The 1,189-nt window shown below is 66.6% G+C and carries 1 protein-coding gene and 1 pseudogene; both read right to left on the reverse strand.

The genetic code is table 11. From position 1 onward, the window contains the following. Nucleotides 1-82: 82 nt before the first annotated feature. Nucleotides 83-505: a hypothetical protein gene (locus tag MOV75_RS38860; RefSeq protein ID WP_028140177.1), complete on the reverse strand. Its 423-nt coding sequence runs from the start codon at nucleotides 503-505 to the stop codon at nucleotides 83-85. Between the two features lie 262 nt (nucleotides 506-767). Beyond that, a pseudogene (locus tag MOV75_RS38865) lies at nucleotides 768-1,189 on the reverse strand (hypothetical protein); the annotation flags it as partial.

Consider the following 1,189-nt stretch of genomic DNA (forward strand, 5'->3'; position numbering starts at 1 on the left):
GTCCGGGGCACGAGGCCCTCCTGAATCAAAACCGCCGCGCTCCCTGCGGAACGCGGCGGCCGGTGATGCTTGGTGGCAGCGATCAGCTGTTGCGCAGGCCGTCGGCGGCGCGCTTCCACTGCGCGACGTTGTCGGCGATCATGCGGGTCGACTTCATCGCGGCCTGGCTGAGCTGGGCGTAGCCGGAGATCTCGCGCTGGACGCGCTGGCCTTCGGCGTGGAGCAGGTCGCGCAGGCTCTCGAGCTCCGAGATCAGATTCTCGATCTCGGCGAGCGAGGTACCGGCGACGCGCTGGATCAGCGAGTTGACGTTGGTGACGGTGGCCTCCGCGCTCGGATCGAGCGGGGGCGCGTCGGTGGTCGTCGCCGCCGGGCGGCGCAGATAGGCGATGTCGTTGCGGACGAAGTCACGGATGCCGGCTTCGACTTCCGTGACGGCGGCAAGGTTGGTGTCGACCGTCTCGGTCTCGGCGGCTTCGGTCTTTTCCGGACGCATGGCGTTCATCGTTATTCCCCTGTTCGCGTTGAGCGCAGCGCGAGTGTCCCCCGCACGACGACGTCTGTGAGGCTTCCTCATCTGTGCGTCCGATTTTGACCGCAAATGGGCCGAGATGCGGCAAGGGCGGACCATTCGGGGGTTTTGCCGTGGCGTATGGTTAGGGGAGTATGAACGCGGCGGCCGTTCTGGCAGCGGGGGCTTCGATCCTTCGAGACGCGCTCCTTCGGACCGCCCTCAGGATGAGGGGAAAGCGGAGAGCGCTGGACTGCTACCAGCTCTTCTTGAAACCCGCCGTCAGGCTCTTGTTGATCGCGCCTTGCGAGGTTTCGCCGACGGAACCGGAGACGGTGACGTTGTCGAACAGCTTTTGCTCGGCGCCGACCTTGCGCAGCCATTTGTCGTCGCTGGTCGACAGCGTCTGGCCGGCGGTGACGCTGGTGCCAGTGTCGCTGAGGGTGACCTTGGCGGACTGGTCGGTCTCGTAATTGCGCGTGATGTGGCCGCCGATGCCGGGCACAGCGGTGGTACCCTGCTGGTTGATGCTGTAGCCGTTCTGGAGCGTCAGCGAGGTATCGCCCGACAGCGGCACCGATTTGATCAGCGACGCCCCGAGCTTGCTGTGCTCGGCGCCGGGATCGACGCGGGCTTCCACCGCGGTCTTGTCCCAGATCGCGCCCGCGCCGGGCGCGG

Source organism: Bradyrhizobium sp. PRIMUS42 (assembly GCF_023006515.1).
Lineage (GTDB): Bacteria > Pseudomonadota > Alphaproteobacteria > Rhizobiales > Xanthobacteraceae > Bradyrhizobium.

Coding starts and splice junctions, on each gene's coding strand:
- MOV75_RS38860 (WP_028140177.1), bottom strand. CDS start 505: ATGAACGCCATGCGTCCGGAAAAGACCGAAGCCGCCGAGACCGAGACG.